At 62.2% G+C, this 24,559-nt stretch carries 23 protein-coding genes and 1 pseudogene; 8 read left to right on the top strand and 16 right to left on the bottom strand.

Annotated features, from left to right (window positions below):
• Window position 1 precedes the first annotated feature (1 nt).
• From ugpQ to ugpB, 5 genes and pseudogenes are all read right to left on the bottom strand, one after another.
• Window positions 2-750 (bottom strand): annotated as a pseudogene (ugpQ, locus tag QY76_RS03890) (glycerophosphodiester phosphodiesterase).
• On the bottom strand, window positions 744-1,847 hold the full coding sequence (locus tag QY76_RS03885) for a sn-glycerol-3-phosphate import ATP-binding protein UgpC (protein WP_045426068.1): 1,104 nt from the start codon (window positions 1,845-1,847) through the stop codon (window positions 744-746). The pseudogene ugpQ and the gene QY76_RS03885 overlap by 7 nt, the downstream one beginning before the upstream one ends.
• Before the next feature lie 24 nt (window positions 1,848-1,871).
• A complete protein-coding gene (gene ugpE / locus QY76_RS03880) occupies window positions 1,872-2,714 on the bottom strand; it encodes a sn-glycerol-3-phosphate ABC transporter permease UgpE (protein ID WP_045426065.1) in 843 nt (280 codons plus the stop codon).
• Window positions 2,714-3,598: a sn-glycerol-3-phosphate ABC transporter permease UgpA gene (ugpA, locus tag QY76_RS03875; protein WP_034163944.1), complete on the bottom strand. Its 885-nt coding sequence runs from the start codon at window positions 3,596-3,598 to the stop codon at window positions 2,714-2,716. Before ugpA ends, ugpE begins: the two co-directional genes overlap by 1 nt.
• A 66-nt stretch (window positions 3,599-3,664) precedes the next feature.
• A complete protein-coding gene (gene ugpB / locus QY76_RS03870) occupies window positions 3,665-4,984 on the bottom strand; it encodes a sn-glycerol-3-phosphate ABC transporter substrate-binding protein UgpB (protein WP_034163945.1) in 1,320 nt (439 codons plus the stop codon).
• A gap of 298 nt (window positions 4,985-5,282) precedes the next feature.
• On the opposite strand from ugpB, the gene panM reads away from it, so the two are divergent.
• The gene (gene panM / locus QY76_RS03865) at window positions 5,283-5,675 is read left to right on the top strand and encodes an aspartate 1-decarboxylase autocleavage activator PanM (RefSeq protein ID WP_034163947.1); all 393 of its coding nucleotides are present in this window, start codon (window positions 5,283-5,285) and stop codon (window positions 5,673-5,675) included.
• Here the strand turns inward: panM and QY76_RS03860 are convergent.
• The 7 genes from QY76_RS03860 to ftsY form a co-directional block, all read right to left on the bottom strand.
• A complete protein-coding gene (locus tag QY76_RS03860; protein WP_045426062.1) occupies window positions 5,672-6,808 on the bottom strand; it encodes a glycerate kinase in 1,137 nt (378 codons plus the stop codon). The genes panM and QY76_RS03860 overlap by 4 nt on opposite strands.
• Window positions 6,809-6,823: 15 nt before the next feature.
• On the bottom strand, window positions 6,824-8,089 hold the full coding sequence (locus tag QY76_RS03855; RefSeq protein WP_034163950.1) for a GntP family permease: 1,266 nt from the start codon (window positions 8,087-8,089) through the stop codon (window positions 6,824-6,826).
• A gap of 186 nt (window positions 8,090-8,275) precedes the next feature.
• Window positions 8,276-9,397, bottom strand: a complete 1,122-nt coding sequence (locus tag QY76_RS03850) for a sugar diacid recognition domain-containing protein (protein WP_045426059.1) — start codon at window positions 9,395-9,397, stop codon at window positions 8,276-8,278.
• Window positions 9,398-9,492: 95 nt separating this feature from the next.
• The gene (gene rpoH, locus QY76_RS03845) at window positions 9,493-10,347 is read right to left on the bottom strand and encodes an RNA polymerase sigma factor RpoH (protein ID WP_034163952.1); all 855 of its coding nucleotides are present in this window, start codon (window positions 10,345-10,347) and stop codon (window positions 9,493-9,495) included.
• Window positions 10,348-10,654: 307 nt separating this feature from the next.
• Window positions 10,655-11,623, bottom strand: coding sequence for a permease-like cell division protein FtsX (gene ftsX / locus QY76_RS03840; protein WP_034163953.1), 969 nt, complete (start codon window positions 11,621-11,623; stop codon window positions 10,655-10,657).
• Window positions 11,613-12,284 (bottom strand): cell division ATP-binding protein FtsE, encoded by a 672-nt coding sequence (ftsE, locus tag QY76_RS03835; RefSeq protein ID WP_015462466.1) that lies wholly within the window; start codon window positions 12,282-12,284, stop codon window positions 11,613-11,615. Before ftsE ends, ftsX begins: the two co-directional genes overlap by 11 nt.
• A 5-nt stretch (window positions 12,285-12,289) precedes the next feature.
• Window positions 12,290-14,059, bottom strand: a complete 1,770-nt coding sequence (ftsY, locus tag QY76_RS03830; RefSeq protein ID WP_049648755.1) for a signal recognition particle-docking protein FtsY — start codon at window positions 14,057-14,059, stop codon at window positions 12,290-12,292.
• Window positions 14,060-14,455: 396 nt separating this feature from the next.
• Between ftsY and rsmD the strand changes: the two genes are divergently transcribed.
• A complete protein-coding gene (gene rsmD, locus QY76_RS03825; RefSeq protein ID WP_034163954.1) occupies window positions 14,456-15,067 on the top strand; it encodes a 16S rRNA (guanine(966)-N(2))-methyltransferase in 612 nt (203 codons plus the stop codon).
• Window positions 15,057-15,332 carry a DUF1145 family protein gene (locus QY76_RS03820; RefSeq protein WP_034163956.1) on the top strand — a complete coding sequence of 92 codons (276 nt, stop codon included), beginning with the start codon at window positions 15,057-15,059 and terminating at the stop codon, window positions 15,330-15,332. The genes rsmD and QY76_RS03820 overlap by 11 nt, the downstream gene beginning before the upstream one ends.
• A gap of 44 nt (window positions 15,333-15,376) precedes the next feature.
• On the opposite strand, the gene QY76_RS03815 is transcribed toward QY76_RS03820, so the two are convergent.
• Together QY76_RS03815 and QY76_RS03810 are read right to left on the bottom strand one after the other, a co-directional pair.
• Entirely contained in the window at window positions 15,377-15,733 is a 357-nt protein-coding gene (locus QY76_RS03815; RefSeq protein WP_034163958.1) for a DUF2500 domain-containing protein, read from the bottom strand.
• Window positions 15,733-16,050: a DUF1820 family protein gene (locus QY76_RS03810; RefSeq protein WP_034163959.1), complete on the bottom strand. Its 318-nt coding sequence runs from the start codon at window positions 16,048-16,050 to the stop codon at window positions 15,733-15,735. The genes QY76_RS03815 and QY76_RS03810 overlap by 1 nt, the downstream gene beginning before the upstream one ends.
• A gap of 195 nt (window positions 16,051-16,245) precedes the next feature.
• Here QY76_RS03810 and QY76_RS03805 point away from each other — a divergent pair, with 195 nt between their 5' ends.
• Window positions 16,246-16,872 (top strand): lysoplasmalogenase, encoded by a 627-nt coding sequence (locus tag QY76_RS03805; protein WP_034163960.1) that lies wholly within the window; start codon window positions 16,246-16,248, stop codon window positions 16,870-16,872.
• A 33-nt stretch (window positions 16,873-16,905) separates the two neighbouring features.
• Here the strand turns inward: QY76_RS03805 and yiiM are convergent, their stop codons facing one another.
• Both yiiM and fdhD read right to left on the bottom strand, forming a co-directional pair.
• On the bottom strand, window positions 16,906-17,580 hold the full coding sequence (yiiM, locus tag QY76_RS03800; protein WP_034163962.1) for a 6-hydroxyaminopurine reductase: 675 nt from the start codon (window positions 17,578-17,580) through the stop codon (window positions 16,906-16,908).
• Window positions 17,581-17,682: 102 nt separating this feature from the next.
• The gene (gene fdhD, locus QY76_RS03795) at window positions 17,683-18,507 is read right to left on the bottom strand and encodes a formate dehydrogenase accessory sulfurtransferase FdhD (protein WP_045426050.1); all 825 of its coding nucleotides are present in this window, start codon (window positions 18,505-18,507) and stop codon (window positions 17,683-17,685) included.
• Between the two features lie 373 nt (window positions 18,508-18,880).
• Between fdhD and fdnG the strand changes: the two genes are divergently transcribed.
• The 4 genes from fdnG (at window position 18,881) to fdhE (ending at window position 24,543) form a co-directional block, all read left to right on the top strand.
• Entirely contained in the window at window positions 18,881-21,931 is a 3,051-nt protein-coding gene (fdnG, locus tag QY76_RS03785; RefSeq protein WP_117026439.1) for a formate dehydrogenase-N subunit alpha, read from the top strand.
• Between the two features lie 12 nt (window positions 21,932-21,943).
• A complete protein-coding gene (gene fdxH / locus QY76_RS03780) occupies window positions 21,944-22,897 on the top strand; it encodes a formate dehydrogenase subunit beta (protein ID WP_034163968.1) in 954 nt (317 codons plus the stop codon).
• The gene (gene fdnI / locus QY76_RS03775; protein ID WP_034163969.1) at window positions 22,884-23,534 is read left to right on the top strand and encodes a formate dehydrogenase-N subunit gamma; all 651 of its coding nucleotides are present in this window, start codon (window positions 22,884-22,886) and stop codon (window positions 23,532-23,534) included. The genes fdxH and fdnI overlap by 14 nt, the downstream gene beginning before the upstream one ends.
• Before the next feature lie 82 nt (window positions 23,535-23,616).
• Window positions 23,617-24,543: a formate dehydrogenase accessory protein FdhE gene (fdhE, locus tag QY76_RS03770; protein WP_034163970.1), complete on the top strand. Its 927-nt coding sequence runs from the start codon at window positions 23,617-23,619 to the stop codon at window positions 24,541-24,543.
• Window positions 24,544-24,559: the final 16 nt, after the last annotated feature.

The following is a 24,559-nucleotide window of genomic DNA, read 5'->3' as shown; positions in this document are numbered from 1 at the left end:
CTCAGCGTTTGACGAAGTCAGGACCGATAAGATCGATGCGATCGGTACAGATGCTATCGACGCCCCAGTCGAGTAGTTCGCGGGCCCGCTGCGGCTGATTCACCGTGTATACCAGGATATGCAGCCCGGCGCGGCGGATCGCCGCTACGCGTTCGGCGTTCAGGGCATGGTGATCGATATGTAGCGCGACGCAGCCCAGCGCCCGTGTCAGCGCCCGCCACTCATCGTCCCACGCCTCCAGTAGCAGCCCGCGCGGCAGCTGCGGCGCGACGCGCTGAGCCTCGGCCAGCGCCGATTGCGAGAAGGAAGACAGCAGCGGCGGCACCGCGGCGTCCTGCCACAGGGCAGCGGCGGCCAGCGCCACCGCCCGCCCGGTGTCGACATCGCAGCCGTGGGTAGGCTTGATCTCGATATTGGCCATCATGCCATGCTGCCGGCAGCGCGCGGCGACCTGGCTCAACAGCGGCAGAGGCTCGCCGGCAAAGCGACGGCTGAATCCCCCCCGGCATCCAGGCCCACCAGCCGCTCCCAGGGCTGCTCCCCCGCCACGCCCCAGCCGTTGGTGGTTCGCTCCAGCGTATCGTCATGCAGTAAAAAGATCTGCCCGTCAGCGCTCAGCTTCGCGTCGAACTCAATCATGGTATGGCCATGGCTGGCCCCCACATCGATTGCCGCCAGGGTATTCTCCGGCGCCAGTTTGCCGCCGCCGCGGTGGGCGACGATGGCCGGATAAGGCCAGTGACTCATGATGATGGTTCCTCTGCGGACAGCGCGATACGCCGCCCATCGCTAGGTTCAAAGAAATGCAGGTTATCCTGCGGTAGCACCAGCTGCAATACGCTGCCGATAGCCGGCACCGCCTGATAGGGTAAACGCACGGTGACGCCCTGGTCGCCCCAGCGCCCGTGCGCCAGGTTGTCCGCACCCAGCAGCTCCAGCGTGTCGATGGTCAGCGTATTCCCCGTCTCGCCCTCCGTCGCGTCGGCGCGCCGCAGGTGTTCAGGCCGGATCCCGAGCGTCAGCGATCGGCCGGCCAGTCCCGGCAGCGGCCGCTGCAGCCGGATGCGCTGATCCTGCGCCAGGCAAAAGGTCTGTCCGTCGTCCGCCAGCGCGCCGTCAAACAGGTTCATCACCGGCGCCCCCATGAATCCGGCGACAAAGCGGCTGGCCGGGCGGTGATAGATCTCGGTCGGGGTACCAATCTGCTCGGCAACCCCTTTATTGAGCACGATAACCCGCTGGGCCAGCGTCATCGCCTCCACCTGATCGTGGGTGACATAAAGACTGGTGGTCTTCAACCGCCGGTGCAGCTGCTGCAGCTCCAATCGCATCTGCACCCGCAGCTTGGCGTCCAGGTTGGAGAGCGGCTCATCAAACAGGAAAACCGCCGGCTCACGGACGATCGCCCGCCCCATCGCGACGCGCTGGCGCTGACCACCGGAGAGCTCGCCGGGGCGCCGATCCAGCAGCGTGCCCAGCTCAAGGATCTGTGCGACCTCCTCGACCCGCCGCCGGATCTGCTGCTTACCCAACCCGCGGATCTTCAGACCGTAGCCCATGTTGTCCGCCACCGTCATATGGGGATACAGCGCGTAGTTCTGGAACACCATCGCCACGCCGCGATCTTTGGGCTCCCGCTGGGTCACCCGCTCATCGCCGATATAGATATCGCCGCCGCTGACCTGCTCCAGACCGGCCACCATGCGCAGCAGGGTGGACTTACCGCAGCCGGAGGGGCCGACCATCACGATAAACTCACCGTCCTCTACCTCCAGATCGATCCCTTTGATGATCGCCTGCCGTCCATCATAGCTTTTACTGACATTCTGTAATGTTAAACGCGCCATTGAGTCATCCGTTCTCTCATCCAATCATTTATCGCTATCGACCAGGCCGCGCACAAACCAGCGCTGCATGGTAAACACCACCAGCAGCGGAGGGAGCAGCGTCAGCAGCAGCGCCGCCATTACGCGCTGCCACTCGGTCGCCCCCTCACCGCTGGCGATGGCGCTTTTAATGCCCACCATCGCCGTCCCCATGCCCGGATCGCTGGCGATCAGCAGCGGCCATAAGTATTGATTCCATCCATAGATAAAGGTGATCACAAACAGCGCCGCCAGGTTGGTCCGCGACAGGGGGAACAGCACGTCGCGGAAAAAACGCATTGGCCCAGCACCGTCGATGCGCGCCGCCTCAACCAGCTGCGGCGGCAGCGTCATAAAAAACTGACGGAACAAAAACGTGGCGGTCGCCGACGCCATCAGAGGCAGCGTCAGTCCGGTATAGCTGTCCATCAGCTGCAGCCCGGCCATCACCTCCACCGTCGGGAAAATACGCACCTCAACCGGCAGCATCAGGGTAATAAATATCAGCCAAAAAAACAGGTTACGCAGCGGAAAACGAAAATAAACGATGGCGAAAGCCGAGAGCATCGATACGCTGATCTTACCCACGGTGATCACCAGCGCCATTACTAGGCTATTCAGCAGCTGGCGGCCAAAGGGGGCGCCGTTGCCGATCCCCTGCTGCCAGACGTGACGAATGTTATTCCACAGCTCGCCGCCGGGCAGCAGCGGCATCGGCGACTGAAAGACCTGGGCCCGATCCAGGGTCGCCGTCACCAGCGCCACATACAGCGGAAACAGGATCGTCAGCGCCCCGGCGATGAGCATCAGGTGGCTGAACCACGTCAGCCCTCTACGGTTTTCTATCATCAGTAGCGTACCTTACGCTCAACATAGCGAAACTGGATCAGGGTCAGCGCGATCACCATCGTCATCAGCACCACCGACTGCGCCGCGGAGCTGGACAAATCCAGCCCGGCGAACCCTTCACGGTAGATCTTATAAATCAGGGTGGTGGTGGATTGCCCCGGCCCACCGCCGGTGGCGGCATCAATAACGGGAAAGGTATCGAAAAAGGCGTAGACCAGATTGACGACCAGCAGGAAAAAGCTCACCGGGGCGATCAGCGGCAGGACGATATGCCAGAAGCGCCGCAGTGGACCGGCGCCGTCGATGGCCGCCGCCTCGATCAGCGAGCGCGGAACCGACTGTAACGCAGCCAGAAAAAACAGGAAGTTATAACTCACCTGCTTCCATACTGAGGCCAACACCACCAGAAACATCGCCTGCCCGCTGTGGCGCGCATGGTTCCAGTCATAGCCGACGCTGGCCAACGCATGGCTGATCAGCCCCATGCCGGGGCTGAACAAAAACATCCACAGCACTGCCGCAATGGTCGGGGCGACGGCGTAGGGCAGGATAAACAGGGTCTGGTAAATGCGACGTCCGCGCAGCACCTGGTTCACCAGCGCGGCAAAAAACAGCGAAATAGCCAGGCCGCTGACAGTCACCAGCGCACTGAACCACAGGGTGGTACGCAGCGATGCCAGGTAGTAGGGGTCATCCAGCAGCTGTACAAAGTTCGCCAGCCCGACAAAGCGGCTGGACAGACCAAAGGGATCCACCTGCTGCAGGGAGTACCACAGCGCCTCGCCGGCGGGCCACAGAAAAAAGATCGCGGTGATCGCCAGCTGGGGCGCCATTAACGCATAGGGCAGCCAGCTACGGCCATAAACGGGGATCGGGGAGTTCATCTTACCTCAGCCTATCTCATGCCATGACGCCGCGCCCGGCGCCGTCATGGCCAACGCACCATGAAACTAACGGGTACTCTGCTCAAAGCGCGCCAGCAGCCGATCGCCGCGCATCACGGCGTTATCCAGCGCCTGCTGGGCGCTCTGTCTACCGGTCCAGACCCCCTCTAGCTCTTCGTCTACCACGGTGCGGATCTGCGGCATGTTGCCCAGGCGTACGCCTTTGGTAAACGGCAGCGGCGCTTTGTTCAGCATCTGGCGCGTCGCCGTATCGGCGCCGGGATTACGGTCGTAGAATCCCTGCTGCCGCGTCAGCGCATAGGCGGCGGTCGTCACCGGCAGATAGCCGGTCTTTTGATGCCACTCCGCCGCGTTTTCCGGGCGGGTGAGAAAGTGAAGAAACTCGGCGACGCCGCGGTAAATCTGCGGGCTCTTACCGTTCATGACCCACAGGCTGGCGCCACCGATAATGGCATTCTGCGGCGCGCTGCCGATGCGTTCGTCGTAGGGCATAAAGGCGACGCCATAGTCAAACTTGGCGTACTCGCGAATATTGGCCAACGAACCGGAGGAGGCGGTGACCATCGCGCAGTCACCGTTATAGAATTTGGCAGTCGGCTCATCCTTGCGCCCGAAGTAGCTAAAATCGCCCTGCTTCAGCATGTCTGCTAGGCGCTGAATATGGGCCACCTGCTGCGGCTGGTTAAAGGTCAGGCGCGCGGACGGACCGCCGAAGCCGTTATTCTCCGAGGCAAAGGGCAGGCCGTTCCAGGCGCTGAAGTTTTCCAACTGTACCCAGCCCTGCCAACCGGTGGCATAGCCGCAGCGCATCCCGCTCTGGCGCAGCATGGCGGCGTACTGCGCCAGCTGTTGCCAGGTCTGCGGCGGCTTCTGCGGATCCAGTCCCGCCTTTCTGAAGGCATCTTTATTATAGTAGAGCACCGGCGTCGAGCTGTTGAACGGCTGGGACAGCAGATGCCCATTGCCGCCATCGGCGTAGTACCCGGCGACCGTCGGCACGAACTGCTCCTCATCAAAGGCGATCCCAGCCTCCTGAAAGACCTGGTAAACCGGCTTCACCGCCTGGCGCGCCTGCATCATCGTCGCCGTTCCGACCTCATACACCTGCAGGATCGCCGGCGCCTTACCGCTGCGAAAGGCCGCGATGCCAGCCGCCATGCTCTGCTCGTAGTCGCCCTTGTAGAGCGGTACCACCCTGTAGTCGCTCTGTGACTGGTTAAAGCGCGCCGCCAGGCTATCCACCTCTTTGCCCAGCTCGGCATCCATTGAGTGCCAGAACGGGATCTCGGTGACCGCCCATCCCGGACCGCTCAGCGTCAGGGTCATCGCCAGCGATGCCAGCGTCAGTGTTACCTTGTTAACCATTCCATCTCTCCGTGGTGAAACGCTCATCGGCGCGCAACTAATTGAGTGAAAAACAACATATTGCTTGCGCTGCGTACCATGCCACGTGCGTATGACAGAAAAATAACCGCAGGATGAAATAAAAATGACGTGACCGTGACACCCGGCGCAGCGCCGAGAGGCGCTATCAGGGCGAGAGACCGCGCACAGGGGGATAGGGAACCGGCGGCATCACGCGCGCCCTCCTGCGCCCGCGTCGGGAATGCCGTACAATGAACGGCACGCCGCCTGCGTACCCCCATCACCTAATGGAAGGCCCATGAAACTCACCATTGAACGTCTGCATACCCTCAACGCCGCCGATCTGGGCGATCTGCAAAAAATCTGGCCGCAGCAAACGCCGCAGGCGTGGCAGCGCGGGCTGGACAACGGCGGCGCGCTGTTTGTCGCCCGCTTTAACGATCGTCTGCTGGCGGCCGTGAAGGTGACGCAGGATAACGGCATCGCGACCCTGCGCGACCTGATGGTTCGCGAGGTCACCCGGCGGCGCGGCGTCGGCCTGTACCTGGTGGAGGATACGCTGCGCCAGCTGCCAGACATTCACGCCTGGCAACTGCCGCTTGGCGATATTCCGCCAGCACAGCTCGCCATCATGGACGGCTTTATGCGCGCCTGCGGCTTCAGCCGCCGGCCGGAGGGCTGGCGCCGTTAACCGCGTGCGGCACGCCAGACCGCCGCAACGTTGCGCGCCGTAACGCGCAGATTATCGTGCGCCTGTGCCAGCGCCTCCTCCAGGGGGGAAACGCGGCACAGTACCGAAAATACCGCATCCAACCCATGGGCATGCACCACGCCATAGTCGGGCGTCATCCCTCCGGCTAATGCGATGACCGGTACGCCGGCGGCCTTCGCTACCCGCGCCACACCGATCGGCGTCTTGCCGTGTACGGTCTGGCTGTCGATACGTCCCTCGCCGGTGATCACCAGGCTGGCCCCCTGTACCGCCTGCGCCAGATCCAGCGCATCGGTGACGATCTCAATACCGGGACGCAGACGGGCATTCAGCAGGCCACACAGCGCCGCGCCCATACCACCGGCCGCGCCGCTTCCCGCCACCGTCAGCACCGATCGGCCGCTGACCTGCTCCAGCAGCGTGCCATAGCGATGTAAAGCCGTATCCAGACGGCGCACCTGCTCCGGCGTAGCCCCTTTCTGCGGGCCGAATACCGCCGATGCCCCCTGCGGGCCGCACAGTGGATTATCGACATCGCAGGCCACCAGGATATCGGTTTGCGCCAGCCGGACATCGAGCCCCGTCAGATCGATGTGCGCCAGCTCACCCAGGGCGCCGCCGCCATAGGTCAGCGCCTGTCCCTGCGCATCGCTGAGTCTGGCGCCCAGCGCCTGCATCATTCCGGCACCGCCGTCGTTGGTCGCACTACCGCCGATCCCCAGGATCAATCGGCGTGCGCCGTGATCGAGCGCCGCCAGGATCAGCTCGCCGGTGCCGTAGGAGGTGGTGATGCTCGGGTCGCGCTGACCGTGCGGCACCAGATGCAAACCGGAAGCGGCCGCCATCTCGATCACCGCGGTTTCGCCGTCGCCCAGCCAGCCAAAAAAGGCCGCCACAGGCTGCCCAAGCGGGCCGGTTACCGTCTGCGCGATGCGCCGTCCAGCGGTCGCCGCCACCATGGCATCGACGGTGCCCTCGCCACCATCCGCCATCGGCAACAGCAGGTAATCGGCATCGGGATAGATCTCACGAAACCCCTGCTCAATCGCCTGTGCCACCTGCATAGCGCTCAGGCTCTCTTTAAACGAATCGGGGGCGATCACAACTTTCATACTCTCTCTTCTCCGTTAACCCGCCAGGTGGAATACGCCGAACATCAGCGTGGAAATCAGCGCGATCATCAGGCCGATCGCGGTTTCATAAGGGATCAGCTTCAGGCGCTCATGCACCTGCATGTTGACGCTGCCGCCGGTGGCATGAAAGAAGCTGCCGTGCGGCATGTGATCAAATACGGTCGCACCGGCATGGATCATCGCCGCCCCGGCCAGCGCCGTGATCCCCATCTCCAGCAGGGTAGCGCTAAAGACGGCGGAGGCCACGGCGGTGCCCGCCGTCGTAGACGCGGTGGCCATCGACATCAGCGCGCCGGAGACCGGCGCCAGCAGATAAGAGGGCAAACCGGATGCGCCCAGGCCGTCGATCAGCACCGTTTTCAATCCGGAGTTGGCGATGATGCCGGCCAGCGTACCGGTCCCCAGCAGCATAATCGCGACCGGCGCCATGCGCGACAGCCCGGAGACCATGTAGCGGTTGGCGTGACGCCACTGCCCCATGGCCAGCAGTCCGATCAGCCCTCCCAGCGGCAGGGCCAGCAGAGGATCGATGGCGATGCCTGCGACGGGGCGCAGGGCCAGCAGCACAATGGCCACCAGCGGCGCGGTCAGCGCGGCCATGAAGCCCGGCTGACTGACGTGATCGGCGGCCACCAGCTCATGGGCCTGAACCTTACTCCCGTACCCGCGCAGGCGCCGCGCCAGCAGGTAAGCCAGAGCCAGGCCGAACAGCCCGGGCACGACACCGGCCATCATCAGAGAGGTCAGCGGCACGTTGAAGGCCTCCGCCGCGGCGATGGTGTTGGGATTGGGCGACATGACGTTTCCCGCCTTGCCGCCGCCGACCATCGCCAGCAAAATGGCCATTTTAGAGATGTCGGCCCGGTGAGCGATAGCCAGGGCAATCGGCGACACGGTGATCACCGCCACATCGACAAAGACGCCGACGGCGGTCAGCAGCAGCGTAGCCACCGCCAGCGCCAGCAGCGCCCGCCCCTCGCCGACGCGGCGTACGATCGTCTCGGCGATGGCGCTGGCGGCGCCGGACTCAATCAGCACCCCGGCCAGGATCCCCGCGCCGAGAATACGCAGCACTGCACTGGTGATCCCCTGCGCCCCGCCTATCATCAGGGCGATGGTCTGCACCAGATCGGCACCGCCGACCAATCCCCCGACCAACGCGCCGGCAATCATACCGTAGGCTGGCGGAACCTTGCGTAAAATCAAAACGATGGCAACGATCAGCGCCACCAGCGCCCCCGTTGCGGATACGGTCACCATAGAATGACTCCTCTTGTTATTTTTATCGGTATGGCCGCCGAGGGCGGCAAAGGGTACTCAGTGCTCTCCCGCCAGGCGGGAGAGCCTCGATACCGAGCCATTATGAAAAATAGGCGGGGAAAAGCTTGGGGGAAACGGACAGAAAACGCGCCGTGGATCGGCGCCGTTTTTGTAGGAAAGGCCAAATTATCCGTGCAGCTGCATACCGAGATAAAGCTGAATGACGCTCTGTAACTGGTTGATATTTAAATTAGTAATATCAGAGATCCGCTGCAGACGATAGCGCAGGGTATTGACGTGAATGTGCAGCAGTTTTGAGGTTTGAGACAGCTCACAGTTCTGAGCAAAAAATGTCCGTAGGGTACGGCACAGCACCCCGCGGCTATCCTGACGCTGTAGCCGCCGCCACGCCTGCCCCAGCTCATCCGCCTGCCAGCTGCCGGCCAGATGCTCCAGCAGCGTCGGCAGCACATGATCCTGGTAATAAATCACCGTCCCGGACAGGGCATGGCGACGCGCCAGCGCCCGCAGCGCCTGCGCGCTGCGGTAGGAGCGGCAGACGGCGCCGGCGCCGGAGAACGCCCCCCCGACATAGATATGCAGCGCGAAACGCGCCGCGATACCGCGGGTCAGCTGACGCACCGTCCGGCGCAGCGCCGGGCTCTCCGTCGCGCCGTCGCCGCAGGGCAGCAGCATCACCAGCTGGCCAAAGCCCTGCACCCCGATCAGCGCCTCGCGGTGCAGCGTCGTCAGGGCCTCCAGCAGAGCGCGCAGCGTCTCATGATGGGCATCCTGCAGCGTAAACAGCAGCGCAATGCGCGGCTGCGCGACGTCAACGCCCAGATAGGCCGCCGTCGCCGCCAGCTGGGCCTCATCGCGCTCGTCGGCGATCAGCTGCTGTACCAGGGTCTCGCGATAGCGTTTCTCCCACTGGCTCTGCTCCAGCAGCGCCGCCTGCTCCAGAATCAGCTCCGCCGCCATACGCACCAGCTCGCCATAGGCACGCACCTCGCCCGGAGCACCGGAGATCCCCACCACGCCGACCAGACGGCGGTGGAACGTGATCGGTAGATTGATCCCGGGGCGCACGCCGCGCAGCTGACGGGCCGCCGCCTCATCGATTTCGATGAGGCGATTTTCTGCCAGCGCCAGCACCGCCCCCTCATGACGCTGATGTAGGCGGGCCGTATCGCCAGAGGCGATGATCACGCCGCGGGCATCCATCACGTTGACCGAGTGGCCGATAATCTCCATCGCCCGGTGAACTATCTGTCGGGCCACGGCTTCGCTGAGATCGCTGCCGTCCATACATCCTCCATCGTACGCCCGGCGCGGCGACGCCGACGTACGGACACAAAAAAGGCGATGCCGTCGCATCGCCCTTTATCCTGCCGTTACCGCGCTCAGGCTTCTATCGCCGCACGCAGCTTCTTCATAGCATTTTTTTCCAGCTGACGCACGCGCTCTGCGGAAACGCCATAGCGATCGGCCAACTCTTGCAGAGTGGCCTTATTGTCGCTGTCCAGCCAACGGGCGCGAATGATGTGCTGACTACGTTCGTCCAGCCCCTCCAGGGCGACGCTCAGCTTATCCGCTGCGTGGCTTTCCCAGTTGTCATCCTCGATCTCATTGGCAAAGTCAGAGGACTTATCCTGCAGGAACAGCACCGGCGCCGCCGGTGCGCCCTCCTGCTCGTCGTCACCGGGCAGGTCGAACGCCATGTCCTGAGCGGCCATGCGCGACTCCATCTCCAGCACGTCCTTCTCGCTCACGCCCAGCTCTCGGGCCACCAGCTCGACCTCGTCCTGGTTAAACCAGCCCAGGCGCTGCTTAGTTTTACGCAGGTTAAAGAACAGCTTACGCTGAGCCTTCGTGGTCGCGACCTTAACGATACGCCAGTTGCGCAGCACATATTCATGGATCTCGGCCTTGATCCAGTGTACGGCGAACGATACCAGGCGCACCCCCATCTCGGGGTTAAAACGGCGCACGGCCTTCATCAGGCCGATATTGCCCTCCTGGATCAGGTCTGCCTGCGGCAGTCCGTAGCCGGCGTAGTTGCGGGCGACATGAACCACAAAGCGCAGGTGCGACAGGATCAGCTGTTTGGCGGCATCCAGGTCTCCCTTGTAATGCAGCCGTTCCCCCAGCGCCCGCTCTTCCTCTGCCGTCAGCATCGGATAGGCGTTGGCAGCCCGCACGTAGGCCTCCAGACTGCCCTGGGGAACCAAGGTTAAAGTTTGCATTTCTTTGGTCATCAAACCCTCTCAATACGATAACAGTCCGTGCGTTACAGCTTTCGGCCGGGCAAAAGGGCCAAACAACGAAAACTAGCACGATTCTGCATAATTTGACCGTGAGTTATCCCACAAGTTCACTATTATAGCGGATATTATTACACAAATCTGCAACAGTGGCTTCACAGAAGCATACGCCGCTTCGGCGCACCGGGGGAGGAATAAAACCATATCAGGCGGGAAACCAAGTTTGGGTCAGGCCGCTGGCTCTCCCCCCGTCTCGGACTCAACGGGGGGAGAGTATAGCATAAGGCGATATGACGTCGTGTTACTGCGGTGTAAAACGGCGTAAATGCTGGACAGTCGCCAGCCAGGCAGCGATCCAGCCGATCATGGTCGCGACCAGCAGCAGCAGCAGACACTCATCCCAGCTGAGGCCGTGCAGGGTAAAGGTGGTACCAAATACCGAGGCCACCCGCGCGACCGCGCTGCCCAGCTGCCAGACCATGGTCTGGGACAAGATCAGCGACAGCAGCGCGCCGCTGAACCCCAGCAGCGCGCCGCCGTTGAGAAACGGCCGCAGAATAAAGCCATCGGTCGCGCCGATAAGCTTCATCACATTGATGGTATCGCGGCGGCTAAAAATATTCAGACGGACGCTGTTGCCGATCACCAGGAATACGGCGACCACCATCAGCACCCCGATCATTCCGGCCACCTGGCCGACCAGTCCGGTCAGCGCCGCCAGGCGGGCAAACCAGCTGTCATCCATGCGCACCTCATCCACCCCCTTCACCGCCGCCACGCGATCGCGCAGGGTGTTCAGGGTGGCGCTGCTCTCAAAGTTCAGCTTCGGCGTAATGATCGCCACCGCCGGCAAAGGGTTCTCCTCCAGCATATCCAACGCGCCGCCGAAGCCAGACCAGTTGCGGAACTCGCCCAGCGCCTCTTCACGCGATAGGTAATTGACCTTGGCCACGCCGTCCTGCTGCTTGAGGGTCGCGATCACCTGGCTGGCGGCGTCGTCATCCAGCGCCTTGTCCAGATACACCGTCAGCTGCGGCGTGGGATACCACTGGGTCGCAGCCTCACTGACGTTCTTATAGACCAGGTAGCACACGCTCGGCAGGGTCAGCGAGATCGCAATAACCATCACCGTCAGCAGCGTCGCCAGCGGCTGACGCAGCATATCGGCCAGAGTGTTGACCCAGGCATAGCGCCACTGTTCACGCCAGCCGCCGCGCAGGGCCTTGCTCTTGTCCGGGCGTCGAGTCCGGGCATTGGGTTTATTGCTCATGCTGCACCCCTCCAGCCATGCGCCCCTGACTGAGCGTCAGAATACGGTAGCGACGCCGGGCGATCAGCGTCATATCATGGGTCGCCATCAGCACCGTGACCCCAACGCGGTTAAACTCTTCAAACAGGCGCAGAATGCCTTCGGACAGCGCCTCATCCAGGTTACCGGTCGGCTCGTCAGCCAGCAGCACCGCCGGCTTATTCACCACCGCGCGGGCAATCCCGACGCGCTGCTGCTCACCGCCGGACAGCTGGATGGGGAAGTTCTTCGCTTTATCCAGCAGGCCGACCTTATCCAGCGCCGCCGACACCCGGCGGCGAATGTCTTCGCTGCTGGCGCCGGCGATGATCAGCGGCATCGCCACGTTGTCATATACGGTGCGATCGAGCAGCAGGTGATGATCCTGAAAGATCATCCCGATCTGGCGGCGTAAAAACGGCACCTCACGGTTCTTCAACCGACTGATATCGTGACCGCCAAACCAGATATGCCCGGCGCTCGGGCGCTCAATACCACAAATCAGCTTTAGCAGGGTACTCTTCCCCGCCCCGGAGTGGCCGGTCAAAAACGCCATTTCGCCCTGCCGCAGGTGAAAATCCACCCCCTGCAGGGCCTGACGTCCGCCCAGATACGCTTTACTGACCTGTTCGAAGCGAATCATCCGTTTTAATCCTCTCGGGCAAAAAGTGCCTCAATAAAATCATCAGCCTTAAAGGGACGCAAATCCTCAATGCCTTCTCCGACGCCGATATAGCGAATCGGGATGCCAAACTGATCGGCGACGGAGAAGATCACCCCACCCTTGGCGGTACCGTCCAGCTTGGTCAGGGTAATACCGGTCAATCCAACGGCCTCGTTGAACAGGCGCGCCTGACTGACGGCGTTCTGCCCGGTGCTGGCGTCGATGGTCAGCATCACCTCGTGGGGTGCCTGCTCATCCAGCTTCTTCATCACCCGCACGATTTTCTTCAGCTCTTCCATCAGGTGCGATTTATTCTGCAGACGCCCCGCCGTATCGGCGATCAGAACGTCCACTTTACGCGCCTTCGCCGCCTGGATCGCGTCGAAAATCACCGAGGCCGAATCGGCGCCAGTATGCTGGGCAATCACCGGAATATGGTTACGCTCGCCCCAGACCTGCAGCTGCTCCACCGCCGCCGCGCGGAAGGTGTCACCCGCCGCCAACATCACCGATTTTCCCTGCGCCTGGAACTGACGGGCCAGCTTGCCGATGGTGGTGGTTTTACCCACGCCATTAACGCCAACCATTAAAATAACGAACGGCTGATGCCCGCTGATATCCAGCGGCGCATCCACCTTCTGCAGGATCTCGCCCATCTCCTCCTTCAGCTTACCGTATAGCGCCTCGGCATCTTTCAGCTCTTTGCGACTGGCGTGAGCGGTCAGCGAGTCGATGATCTTGCGCGTAGTCTCCACGCCGACATCGGCCACGATGAGCTGCTCCTCCAGCTCATCGAACAGATCGTCATCGATTTTTTTGCCGCGGAACAGGCCAAAGAAGCCGGATCCCAGATTTTGACGCGTCTTGACCAGGCTACGCTTCAGGCGGGCAAAGAAGCCCTCCTTCATCGGCTTCTCCTGTTCACGCACGCTGATCGGCGCGGGCGACGCCTTCTCTTCCGCGTCGATATCCTGCAGATCGGCGGTCTCCTGCGAGCGCGCGACCTCGGCCAGATCCACGATAGGCGCCACCGCCGGCGTCTCTACTGCCGCATCCACGGGTACCGGGGAGGCATCTAGCGCTGCGGTCGCCATGGCGGCCGCGCGGGCGACGATGATCTCCTGCTCCATCTGCTCTGCCTGCTCTGCCTGCTCTGCCTGCTCTGCCTGCTCTGCCTGCTCTGCCTGCTCTGCCTGCTCTGCCTGCTCTGCCTGCTCTGCCTGCTCTGCCTGCTCTGCCTGCTCTGCCTGCTCTGCCTGCTCTGCCTGCTCTGCCTGCTCTGCCTGCTCTGCCTGCTCTGCCTGCTCTGCCTGCTCTGCCTGCTCTGCCTGCTCTGCCTGCTCTGCCTGCTCTGCCTGCTCTGCCTGCTCTGCCTGCTCTGCCTGCTCTGCCTGCTCTGCCTGCTCTGCCTGCTCTGCCTGCTCTGCCTGCTCTGCCTGCTCTGCAGCAAGCGTCGTCACGGCGGGCGCGATGTCAAGCGCCGGCGTCTCGGCGGGCGCGATGTCAAGCGCCGGCGTCTCGGCGGGCGCGATGTCAAGCGCCGGCGTCTCGGCGGGCGCGATGTCAAGCGCCGGCGTCTCGGCGGGGGCTATCTCTGCGCAAGGTTCGGGAACAGACGCGGGATCGGCGGCCGGAACGGCCGGCTCGGGCGCGTGCTCGGGCGACTGCGCCGGGGCGTGCTCCTGGGGCTGATCTTCCTGCTGTCGGCCAAATCCCAGCCAGGAGAAAAATCCACGTTTCTTATCTTTTGCCATCTTACGACTCTACTCCCGCCTCAAATCAAGGCTATAAGCGAACTCCCGCCGTTAGCTGGCGCGGGCAAGGCCGCGCGGCGAGAGACACCAATTCGATTTAAAAAATATCAAAGATTGAGTTTATCACTTAACCATCGCTCGCAACATGGATGTAACCGGGTTTCGGGTGGCATTTCAATCAATAAAGGATTAGGCTGTGTTTCGCCTGCGCCCGAGAGCACCGCAGGCGGCATCTTTGGCCGGCGCGCCTATCGAAAGCGGCGAGGCGGACCGTTAAACAGTATGGCACGGCCTGCGCCGCGCACGCATCCGCTCTGCCGCCGATGGCGGGCGAGCCGTAGGACGGACATCCGTCTGACTCCGCTCACAGTTTCCCCAACGACACTAACAGATTACATGGCAAAAAAACCTCACGCACAACCCTGCGGCCAGATCCGCATCATCGCCGGACAGTGGCGCGGCCGCAAGCTGCCGGTGCCGGACAGCCCGGGACTCCGTCCCACCACCGATCGGGTACGTGAAACCCTGTTCAACTGGCTGGCGCCGATCCTGCACGATACCCAGTGTCTGGACGCCTTCGCCGGCAGCGGTGCCTTGGGGTTCGAAGCCGTCTCGCGGTACGCGGCGCGCGCGACCCTGCTGGAGGCCGATCGTCAGGTGGCGGCGGGACTGCGCAAAAACGCGGCCCTGCTCAACGCGTCCCAGATTGAGGTGATCCACACCGATACGCTACGCTTTCTGGCACAACGAGGAACGCCGTATCAGGTGGTGTTTCTCGATCCCCCCTTCCGCAAGGGGCTGCTGAACGACACCCTGACGCTGCTGGAGCAGAACGGCTGGCTGGCGGCGGACGCCTGGATTTATATCGAGTGTGAGGCCGACGGCCCTGCCCTGCCCATTCCGACCAGCTGGGCGCTACAGCGTGAAAAGGTCGCCGGACAGGTCGCCTATCGGCTGTACCGACGCCAGGCGACGGAGCAACACGAGGAAGACAACCATGTGGATTAATATTGGCCGCCTGCTGATGCTGGGCGTATGGGGATTCATGCTGGCTAACCTGCTGCACGCGTTTCCGCGACCGCTGAACATCTTCGTCAACGTGGCGATGGTCTTTATGGTGCTGATGCACGGCCTGCAGGTCACCATGCTGAAGAGCACCCTACCGCTGGAGCAGCGCAAGCTCGGCTTTTGGCTGGAGCTGCGTATCTTTCTGTTCGGCGTATTTGAGCTGCTCGCCTGGCAAAAGAAACAGCCGCCGCGCCCGAAGCAATAAGGCCGGCGCTCTAGGGCGCCGCGAAATACATCCCGGCGCGTGACTTAAGCCGCATCGGGGGAAAAACCGACGAAGCGGGTGCCCTGCACGCGCAGCGTCCCCCGCATTCCGGGCGTCAGCGTCGCACAGTCACGCTCCGGCAGAGTAAAGCGCAGCGTCTCTCCTCCCCCCAGTGGCGTAAACTGAAGCGAATAACGTACCATTTCAGCGACGATCTCCTCCCGCTGGCGCGAGCGCAGCGGCGACGGCAGCGCACGCTTCTCCGTCAGGGTCGCCCGCAGCCTCTGCGGTGGCGCGGCATCGTTGGCGGCATCCTGGCGCCGCTGCTGAACAAAGCGCTGAGTCGCCAGCAACGCGATCGCGACCACCACGATGATAAAAAACAGCGGCGGGCGTCCCATCAGGGCTTCTTCCCGTTAAACAGCGGAAATACCGCCACGTTATCCGCCAGATCGGAGATACGGGCGCTGCCGCGCTCGGTCACGGCGTCGATACGGATCACCGCCTGAATCGGGATATAGCTGCGCGTCACACCGGCGAACTCACTCTTCAGCTTCTCTTCGCTCGGATCGACCAGCAGCGAGCCGTGGCTGTCAAAGACGAACTCCGCGATCTCAATAAAGCCAAACAGCGGACTCTGTATGATTTCCCGAACGTACAGCTGATAATTTTTTCCGTTATTCATGAACTGGATACGGTATAGCGGCTGACTGGACATGGTACGGCGTCGACTCCTCCGTTAAGACATTTAACACGATCCGCCCGACGGGCGCGCCCACAGCCTAACATAGGGAGCATCGCCTTTGCATCGGCAGCGGGAAACCATTGTCGCTCCCGACGCCATCCCCTACACTCAGACCATGGACTCTTTGGCGCACGGCGCCGATCCCCACACCCTAGGTTAGGAGGCTGCATGAGTTGGGCATTTCTGGCGGTTCTATTTTCCGGCTGGCTGTACGTCGACGCCAGCTACCGTGGTCCAAGCTGGCAGCGCTGGCTATTTAAACCCCTGACCCTGCTGCTGCTGCTGCTGCTGGGCTGGAATGCGCCGCATCTGGGACCCGGCGGCTATTTCATTCTGCTGGGCCTGCTGGCCACCCTGGCGGCGGATGCCTTGCTGCTGCTGCCGCGTGAGCGGATGCTGTATGCCATCGGCGCGCTGTTTCTCTCCCAGCTGCTGTATACCATCAGCTTTGCCAGCGCCATGACCCTGGCGCTATACTGGCCGCCGCTGCTGATCCTGCTGGCCATCGGCGCAGTGCTGCTGGCCATCATCTGGGGCCCCCTGGAGACCCTGCGCTGGCCCGTGGTCACCTATGTGGCGATGATGCTGGTAATGGTGTGGATCGCCGGGGCCCAGTACTTCGTCCGCGGCGACGATCAGGGATTCTCTCTGCTGCTCGGCGCCTGGCTGCTGCTGCTGGCCAACGCCGTCTGGCTTATCGACCGCTTCCGCACCCACTTCCGCGCCGCCGGCGCGCTCATCGCCTTCGGCTACTTCGTCGGGCACTTTCTGATCGTCCGCTCCCTGTATCTCTGATTCGCCGCCGGCCTGCCTCGCGCGGGGCCGGCGCTACCCCCGCCCGTACAAACGCCGGTTCATATCTTCAATGCGCCCGTGCAGTAGGCGATTCTGCAATGTCTTGCACCAGCTGGCGGAGAGCCCGGCGCAGGCCAGCAAGCGGCGGTACTCCGCTTCATCGAACGGCATGTGGAAAACAATGGCGATACACTGCGCCACGCTGATATCGCCGTTGCGTGACACCAGCTCCAGCGGGCAGCGATCGCCGACGCGCCCCTCCGCCACTACGCGATACAGCCAGCCACAGCGGCCGCTGTGCTGCATGTGCAGGGAGAGATCGCCTATCTCCATCATCTGATTCAGCTTGTAGCAGGGGGAGCGCGGCTGAGTCACCTGAATCAGCGCCTCACCCCAGCGATAAATATCGCCGATAAAGACCGAGGCCTCATCCATCCCGGTGGTCGATAGGTTTTCACCGAAGACCGCGGCCTCAAAGCGCTCCGCCTGCTGCGGATACGCCTGACGCCAGTAGTCATAGTGCTCGCGCGGATAGTGACACAGCGCCCGATCGGCGCCGCCGTGTACCCGCAATTCCGCCTGCTCATCCCCGGCCAGCCCCAGACGCAGCAGCGCCAGGGCATCGGTCATCTGACGCTTAACGATGGCGCTGCTTTTACCGCCGATAAAAGATGCACAGCGACCAACGTAGACTTCGGGATAGCGCATGACGATAGCTCCAGATGAGGGAAAAAGGATGTGTCACCCGCCACTATAGCGGGCAACGGCGACGGAGAAAACCGCCGCGTGCCACGGCGCATGCGGCATGACTCATACCGCGCGCAGGCGCTGAGGATGGGTGAAAATAGTCCCCTTGCCGGGGCGGCAGAACCCCACCAGCGTCAGGTTGCAGCGCTCAGCCACCTCAATAGCCAGGGTGGTGGCCGCGGAGACGGCGAACAGGATCTCCACCCCGCACATCGCCGCCTTCTGTACCATTTCATAGCTGGCGCGGCTGGACACCAGCGCCGCGCCGGCCTGCCACTCGGGCTGGCGGGCACGCAGGCCCAGCAGCTTGTCCAGCGCCACATGACGCCCTACGTCCTCGCAGCCGCCCTGCAGCGCGCCCCTCCCGTCAAGCCACGCGGCGGCGTGGGTACAGCCGGTCAGGTTACCGATCGTCTGCACCTCGCGCAGACGCGCCAGCGCACCGTCCAGCGCAGCTAGATCGAAACGCTGGCTAAACGGCAGCGGCGCCAGCGGACGCAGCGCGTCGCCGATCTGCTCCACGCCGCACACGCCGCAGCCGGTGCGGCCGGCCAGTGAGCGACGGCGCACCTTCAGCGCCATAAAACAGCGACTGGAAAGCTCTATCTGAACTTCCAGCCCATGGCAGGCCGCCTGAACCTCCATGCCGTAGATATCCTGCGGCGAACGGATGATCCCCTCTGACAGGGAGAAGCCCAGGGCAAACGCCTCCAGCTCTTTTGGCGACGCCATCATCACCACGTGGGAAATACCGTTATAGACCAGTGCGACCGGGACCTCGTTGGCGACCCAGTCAGGACGCTGCTCGCTCGGTTCGGTGCGCGACCAGACCGGAACGGTCGTCGCGCCGCACACGCTCTGCGGCAGTAGAGACGCTCTCTTATTCACGTACTATTCCCATCAAATTGACCGATAAGGGAAAAAACCAGCCCCCCTCGCCAGCCTCTATATCCATGACGATCAATTTTCACCGACATGACCGCCGCGTAGCGCAGTTCGACCGAAAGGGCAACCCAGTAATTTGAATCACATTACAAAAATGGAAAAAAGAAGCTAAAAACAGCGCATTTCCCTAGCAAAACGCACCCTGTTTTAAAACCTCTCATTAACATTTTAATATACTTTCATGGTACACTGCGAGTAGGGAAATAATACCCAAAAAAGCGACACGCAATAATAAACAATGAAAAGGAAACACACCGGCAGCTTCGGACCCGCCGGCGTATTTCAACAAACAATGTGGCTATTCGAGGAGCAATCCATGCAAGTCAGCAGAAGACAATTCTTCAGGATCTGCGCTGGCGGTATGGCAGGAACAACGGCAGCGGTGCTGGGCTTCGCCCCGTCGCTGGCTTTGGCGCAAACCCGGCAGTACAAGCTACTGCGCGCCAAAGAAACCCGTAATACCTGTACATACTGTTCCGTTGGCTGTGGGCTGTTGATGTACAGCCTGGGGGATGGAGCCAAAAACGCAAAGGAGAATATTTTTCATATTGAAGGGGATCCGGATCATCCGGTAAACCGCGGCGCGCTGTGTCCGAAGGGCGCCGGTCTCCTCGATTTTATCCACAGCGAATCCCGACTGCAGTATCCGGAATACCGTGCGCCCGGCTCCAACGTCTGGCAGCGCCTCAGCTGGGATGAGGCCTTTACCCGCATCGCGCGCCTGATCAAGCAGGACCGCGACGCCAACTTCATCGCCACCAACGATCAGGGCGTCACCGTCAACCGCTGGTTGAGTACCGGGATGCTGTGCGCCTCGGCCTCCAGCAACGAAACTGGCTACCTGACGCAAAAATTCAGCCGTTCACTGGGGATGCTGGCAGTCGATAACCAAGCACGTGTCTGACACGGACCAACGGTAGCAAGTCTTGCTCCAACATTTGGTCGCGGTGCCATGACTAACCACTGGGTCGACATCAAGAACGCCAACCTGATCGTGGTGATGGGCGGTAACGCCGCCGAAGCCCACCCGGTCGGCTTTCGCTGGGCGATGGAAGCCAAGATCCATAACAACGCCAAGCTGATCGTTATCGATCCGCGCTTTACCCGCACCGCCTCTGTGGCCGATTTCTATACCCCGATCCGCTCGGGCACCGATATCGCCTTCCTCTCCGGTGTGCTGCTCTATCTGATCGATAACCACAAGATCAACGCCGAGTATGTGAAGAACTACACCAACGCCAGCCTGCTGGTGCGGGAGGACTTTGCCTTTGAGGATGGCCTGTTCAGCGGCTACGACGCCGAGAAGCGCCGTTACGATAAGAGTAGCTGGAACTACCAGCTGGACGAACAGGGCTTCGCCAAACGCGACGATACCCTGCAGGATCCCCGTTGCGTATGGAATCTGCTGCGGAGCCACGTGTCACGCTACACCCCAGAGGTAGTCGAAAATCTGTGCGGCACCCCGCGCGCCGACTTCCTCCAGGTGTGTGAATACATCGCCGAGACTAGCGCGCCGGACAAGACCACCTCCTTCCTGTACGCTCTGGGCTGGACCCAGCATACGGTCGGCGCGCAAAACATCCGTACCATGGCGATGATCCAGCTGCTGCTAGGCAACATGGGAATGGCCGGCGGCGGCGTCAACGCCCTGCGCGGTCACTCTAACATTCAAGGGTTGACCGACCTGGGGCTTCTCTCCACCAGCCTGCCGGGCTACCTGAGCCTGCCGTCGGAGAAACAACCGGATCTCGCCAGCTACCTGGCCGCCACCACCCCGAAGCCGACCCTGCCCGGTCAGGTCAACTACTGGGGCAATACGCCCAAGTTCTTCGTCAGCCTGATGAAGTCCTTCTATGGCGATAAGGCGCAGGCGCAAAACAGCTGGGGGTTTGACTGGCTGCCCAAGTGGGACAAGGGCTATGACGTCCTACAGTATTTCGAGATGATGTCGCAGGGTAAGGTCAACGGCTATATCTGTCAGGGCTTTAACCCGGTCGCCTCGTTCCCGAACAAAAACAAAGTAATCGACTGTCTCTCCAAGCTGAAGTTCCTGGTGACCATCGATCCGTTGAACACCGAGACCGCCAGCTTCTGGCAGAATCACGGTGAGCTGAACGCGGTCGATCCATCCACCATTCAGACCGAGGTGTTCCGCCTGCCATCGACCTGCTTCGCCGAGGAGGAGGGTTCTATCGTCAACTCGGGCCGCTGGCTGCAGTGGCACTGGAAAGGCGCCGATGCGCCGGGGATCGCCCGTAACGACGGCGAGATCCTCTCCGGGATCTTCCTACGTCTGCGCGAGATGTACGCCAAAGAGGGCGGCGCGCTGCCGGAGGCGGTGCTCAACATGTCCTGGGACTATCTAACGCCGGAAAACCCACATCCGGAAGAGGTGGCTCGGGAGAACAATGGCCGGGCGCTGGCCGATCTGACCGATCCGGTCAGCGGCGCAGTGATCGTCAAGAAGGGACAGCAGCTCAGCTCCTTCGCCCAGCTGCGCGACGACGGCAGCACCGCCAGCGGCTGCTGGATCTTCGCCGGGAGCTGGACCGAAGCAGGCAACCAGATGGCGCGCCGCGACAACAGCGACCCCTCCGGCCTGGGTAACACCCTTGGCTGGGCCTGGGCCTGGCCGCTTAACCGTCGCATCCTGTACAACCGCGCCTCGGCCGATCCGGCAGGGAAACCCTGGGATCCCAAGCGCGAGCTGCTGCACTGGGACGGCGCCAAGTGGGTCGGCATCGATATCCCGGACTACAGCAATGCCCCGCCCAACAGCGGCGTCGGGCCGTTCATCATGCAGCCAGAGGGGATGGGGCGCCTGTTCGCCATCGACAAGATGGCCGAAGGCCCATTCCCGGAGCACTATGAGCCGTTCGAAACGCCGCTGGGCACCAACCCGCTGCACCCCAACGTGGTCTCCAACCCGGCGGCGCGCGTCTTCAAGGACGACCTGGCGCAGATGGGCAAGGCGGAGCAGTTCCCCTACGTCGGCACCACGTACCGTCTGACCGAGCACTTCCACTACTGGACCAAGCATGCGCTGTTGAATGCGATCATCCAACCGGAGCAGTTCGTCGAAATCGGTGAGCGGCTGGCCAGCAGTAAGGGCATTGCCAACGGGGATACGGTAAAGGTCAGCTCCAACCGCGGCTATATCAAGGCCAAGGCGGTAGTCACCAAGCGCATCCGTACCCTGCAGGTCAACGGTAAGGCGGTCGATACCATCGGGATCCCGATCCACTGGGGCTACCTGGGCGTGGCGCGTCCCGGCTTCCTGGCCAACACGCTGACGCCGTTTGTCGGCGATGCCAATACGCAGACGCCGGAGTACAAGGCGTTCCTGGTTAACGTGGAAAAGGTGTAACGGAGGCTAACCATGTCACTGCAATCCCAAGACATTATTAAGCGTTCGGCCACCAATTCCCTGACGCCGCCCCCCAACGGGCGCAATCACCAGGAGGAAGTGGCCAAGCTGATCGACGTGACCACCTGCGTCGGCTGTAAAGCCTGCCAGGTAGGCTGTTCAGAGTGGAACGATATCCGGGATGAGGTCGGACACTGCGTCGGGGTGTATGACAACCCCGCCGATCTGAGCGCCAAGTCCTGGACGGTGATGCGCTTCTCGGAGGTCGAGGAAAACGGCAAGCTGGAGTGGCTGATCCGTAAGGATGGCTGCATGCACTGCGCCGATCCGGGCTGCCTGAAGGCCTGTCCGTCGGCGGGCGCCATCATCCAGTACGCCAACGGTATCGTCGACTTCCAGTCCGAGCACTGCATAGGCTGCGGCTACTGCATCGCCGGCTGCCCGTTCAACGTGCCGCGCATGAATCCGGAAGACAAACGGGTGTACAAGTGCACTCTGTGCGTCGACCGCGTCGCCGTCGGTCAGGAGCCGGCCTGCGTCAAAACCTGTCCGACCGGCGCCATCCACTTTGGCACCAAGGCGGCGATGAAGACGCTGGCGGCCGAGCGCATCAGCGAGCTGCAGGGGCGCGGCTTCACCGATGCCGGTCTGTACGATCCGCCGGGCGTCGGCGGCACCCACGTGATGTATGTGCTGCACCATGCCGACCGACCCGAGCTGTACCACGGGCTGCCGAAGGATCCGCATATCGATACCCCCATCACGCTGTGGAAGGATGTGCTCAAGCCGGTCGCCTTCGCCGGTTTTATCGCTACCTTTATCGGGCTGCTGTACCACTACATCGCCGTCGGCCCTAACACGGAGGACGAAGACGATCACGACGATACGCCGCGGGGGAACGTTGACGGGCAGGAGCATAGCCAGAAGCAAGGACATGCAGAGGAGAATCACCATGAGCAAAAATAATCTGATCCTGCGCACCCGGTTTATTGACCGGGCGTGTCACTGGACGGTGGTGATCTGCTTCTTCCTGGTCGCGCTATCCGGGATAGCGCTGTTCTTCCCCACGCTACAGTGGCTGACTGAAACCTTCGGAACACCGCAGATGGGGCGGATTCTGCACCCCTTCTTCGGCGTGCTGATCTTTGTTACCCTGCTGGTTATGTTCTTCCGCTTCGTAAGGCATAACCTGTTCGAACGCCAGGATATTCCCTGGTTTAAGGGGATCATTGAGGTGCTGAAGGGCAACGAGCACCTGGTGGCGCGCGTGGGTAAATATAACCCAGGGCAGAAAGCGATGTTCTGGAGCATCATGAGCCTGATCCTGGTGCTGCTGATCACCGGCATCATCATCTGGCGCCCCTACTTCGCCGATCGCTTCCCGATCCCGCTGGTGCGCTACTCGCTGCTGCTGCACGCCGTCGCCGCCATCGTGCTGATCCATGCCATCCTGATCCATATCTACATGGCATTTTGGGTCAAAGGCTCGATCAAAGGGATGGTGGAAGGCAAGGTCAGCCGTCGCTGGGCCAGAAAACACCACCCGCGTTGGCTAGAGGAAGTGGAAGAAAAGGAGGCCCAGTCCGGTAAGAAGCCGGGCTGATCCCCCATTCTGTCGCGGACTCCCGTCGTCTCTCGGGCGGCGGGAGTCCGCGATGTATTCACAACACATCAGACGAAACCCTATGAGCATTCGAATTCATCCCCAGGAGCAGATCGACGCCGAACGTCGCGCAGGCGCGCTGGGACCGATCGCACCGCTGCTGCTGCCTAACCTGCAGCGACTGTACAGCCAGCGCGCAGAGCGCCTGCGCACGCTGGCAGGCGGGCACCCGCTAGCCGACTACCTGTGTTTTGCCGCCACGCTGGCCGACGCGCAGCAGCAGGCGCTGTTCGATAACCCGCTAACGCTGGATCTGGCGCCGATCGTCGCCAACGCCGCCGCCAACGGCTCCCCGCCGCTGGCGACGCAAACCTTCGCCCGGACACCCCACTGGCAGCGGCTGCTGCTGGCCATCATCGCCGAGCTGCGTCCCCAGGCGCCGGCGCACGTCCTGCCGGTGCTGGAGGGACTAGAGAAGTGCGCCGCCGGTGAGCGCGAGGCGCTGGCCGGCGCCCTATTGGCGGGCGACTACGCCGCCGTCGGCAGCGACAGGGCGCTGTTCCTATGGGCCGCCCTCTCGCTTTACTGGGCCCAAATGGCCAGCCAGCTGCCCGGACGAGCGCAGGCGGAGTACGGCGAACAGCGCCATGTTTGCCCGGTGTGCGGCAGTATGCCGGTCAGCAGCGTCGTGCACATCGGCGGTAGCAACGGACTGCGCTATCTGCACTGCGGTCTGTGCGAAAGCGAATGGCATATGGTGCGCGTGAAGTGCAGTAACTGCGAGGAGAGCCGTGATCTGAGCTATTGGTCGCTGGAGAGCGAGCAGGCGGCGGTAAAGGCCGAGAGCTGCGGCGACTGCGGCAGCTATCTGAAAATCCTATACCAGGAAAAAGACAGCGGCATCGATGCCGTGGCCGACGATCTCGCCACGCTGCTGTTGGATGCCAAAATGGAAGAGGCGGGCTTCGCCCGCAGCAGTCTTAACCCCTTCCTGTTCCCCGGAGAATAAGACTCGGTGCCGGGCG

This window comes from Edwardsiella sp. EA181011 (assembly GCF_000800725.1).
Lineage (GTDB): Bacteria > Pseudomonadota > Gammaproteobacteria > Enterobacterales > Enterobacteriaceae > Edwardsiella > Edwardsiella anguillarum.
This window is presented reverse-complemented; position numbering and strand designations above follow the sequence as displayed.